The 1,948-nt window shown below is 43.6% G+C and carries 2 protein-coding genes; both read left to right on the forward strand.

Annotated features, from left to right (window positions below):
• Window positions 1-355: 355 nt before the first annotated feature.
• Window positions 356-811 carry a GNAT family N-acetyltransferase gene (locus ED312_RS01730; RefSeq protein WP_123214277.1) on the forward strand — a complete coding sequence of 152 codons (456 nt, stop codon included), beginning with the start codon at window positions 356-358 and terminating at the stop codon, window positions 809-811.
• Between the two features lie 64 nt (window positions 812-875).
• A complete protein-coding gene (locus ED312_RS01735; protein ID WP_123214278.1) occupies window positions 876-1,613 on the forward strand; it encodes a M15 family metallopeptidase in 738 nt (245 codons plus the stop codon).
• The last annotated feature ends 335 nt before the right edge of the window (window positions 1,614-1,948 follow it).

Genomic DNA, 1,948 nt, shown 5'->3' on the forward strand with positions numbered 1-1,948 from the left:
TTATTTCCACCGGTAAAGATACGATGGCTATTTCAATGAGTGCATTTCTGTCAAAATGCGGTGCAAATATAAATAATAGGATTCGATTCTTCCAAGAAAAAATTGAGATTTTTTCAGCAAAATGAAGCCCTCCTGATAATATATCTGTCTGTTAAAAAAGTATTGTTTTTGCATTCAGGTGTTTACCATTGTTTTGGGCGAAGGTGGAATTCCGGATTTGCCCGGTCCGCCTTTCGTCCCAGGCCCCGATTCTGAAGGGAGCAGCGGGACTAAAAACGGGAAAATCTCTTGAAATGTACAATGGGTTAAAAAAGATTAATTTTATCTTTGGTAAAAATTATCATTGAGAGTCTTCATGGATACAACCGTTACCTATACGATCCGTCAGATCAGCGGAGAAGAAACCTATCCCGTGAGGCACCCCGTTTTGCGTACGGGACTGCCCCTTTCTTCATGCAGGTTTGACAATGATGACGCATTTACGACTTTCCACATAGGATTATATGCAGGAGGAAAACTTGCCGGGGTGGTGACCATCCTGGAGAATAACCATGCTTTTTTTGAGGAAGGGCACCAGTTTCAGTTAAGAGGGATGGCGGTATTAGAGGAATTCCAAAAGAAAGGCCTCGGGCAGGTACTTGTAAGGGAAGCAGAGAAAGAGGTGGAGAACCGGGGGGGAGGTTTTATCTGGATGAATGCCCGGAAAGTCGCGGTGAAGTTTTATGAAAAACTCGGGTATTGTGTCGCCGGAGATGAATTTATTATTGAAACTGCCGGGCCTCATTACGTGATGTGGAGACAATGGAAATAGGTTTTTCAGAAATCCGGCTCCCTGTATTTTAGTGTAGGTTACCGCTCCCTAAATGTATATTTGTATGAAAAGAAGAACTTTTGTAAAATCTACCGTATTTACTACCGTGGCTATTGGCATATTGCCGTCATCTCTACTGGCCTCTTCCGGTGATTATTCTTATGATGAGCTCATAGGAAAGGGAAAACCAAAACTTTTCGGGGAGGGTATTAACCTGAGAAAAGAAGCTTACGAATCCTTTCTGGAGATGAAAAATGCGGCCTCCAGGGAAAAACTGGACATAAAAATAGTATCCAGTTACCGCGATTTTTATCGGCAGAAGGGTATTTGGGAGAGAAAGTATAAACAGTATACGAATGATGGCCTGGCTCCGCAACAGGCCATAAGTAAAATTATCGAATATTCTACCATACCCGGGACCTCCAGGCATCACTGGGCGACGGACATTGATATTATAGACGGTGCCGCCGGATATTCCGGTAATGATGTGCTGGATGCAAAGAAATTTCACGGCGACGGCCCTTTTCGCCCCCTTAAGGAATGGCTGGACGAAAATGTCAATACCTATGGGTTTTACCTGGTCTATACGGATAACCCCGGTAGAAAGGGATTTAAATACGAACCTTGGCATTATAGCTATGCCCCTGTTTCGGTGCCCATGCTCGATGCGTATAAGAAACTGAAAGTAAAAGAGATTATCACCGCGGAAAAGGTTGCCGGAGCGGCACATTTTACAGATGACTTTATAGAGATGTACCGTAAGGAAAATATACTTGACATAAATCCGCATCTTTTGCCCTGAAATTATTGTCCGGCAAACAAGCCACGGCATACTGCAGCAAAAAATTAGTATATGACCGGTGTCGGTAGGGATGAAGTTTTCCTTGTTTTTTTCTATCCCCGAAGGTGATCAGGGAAAACCATGTCCTTTTTGGGTAACGTACAGGGCCCGCCAGAAATGATAAGGGATATATTGACTTTCCGAGCACAGCCGCCTGAAAACAAATTTCAGGAAGATATGTTATAAATCAGAACCCCGCCGGAGAAGCGGGGTTTCGAAGCTAATTAAATAATTAAAAAAACGAGAACACGGTCCTCATGCGTCCAATGCCTCTTTGATCACGGCAGCAGCTTCTG

Origin of the sequence: Sinomicrobium pectinilyticum (genome assembly GCF_003725735.1) — a bacterium.
Taxonomy (GTDB): Bacteria; Bacteroidota; Bacteroidia; order Flavobacteriales; family Flavobacteriaceae; genus Sinomicrobium; species Sinomicrobium pectinilyticum.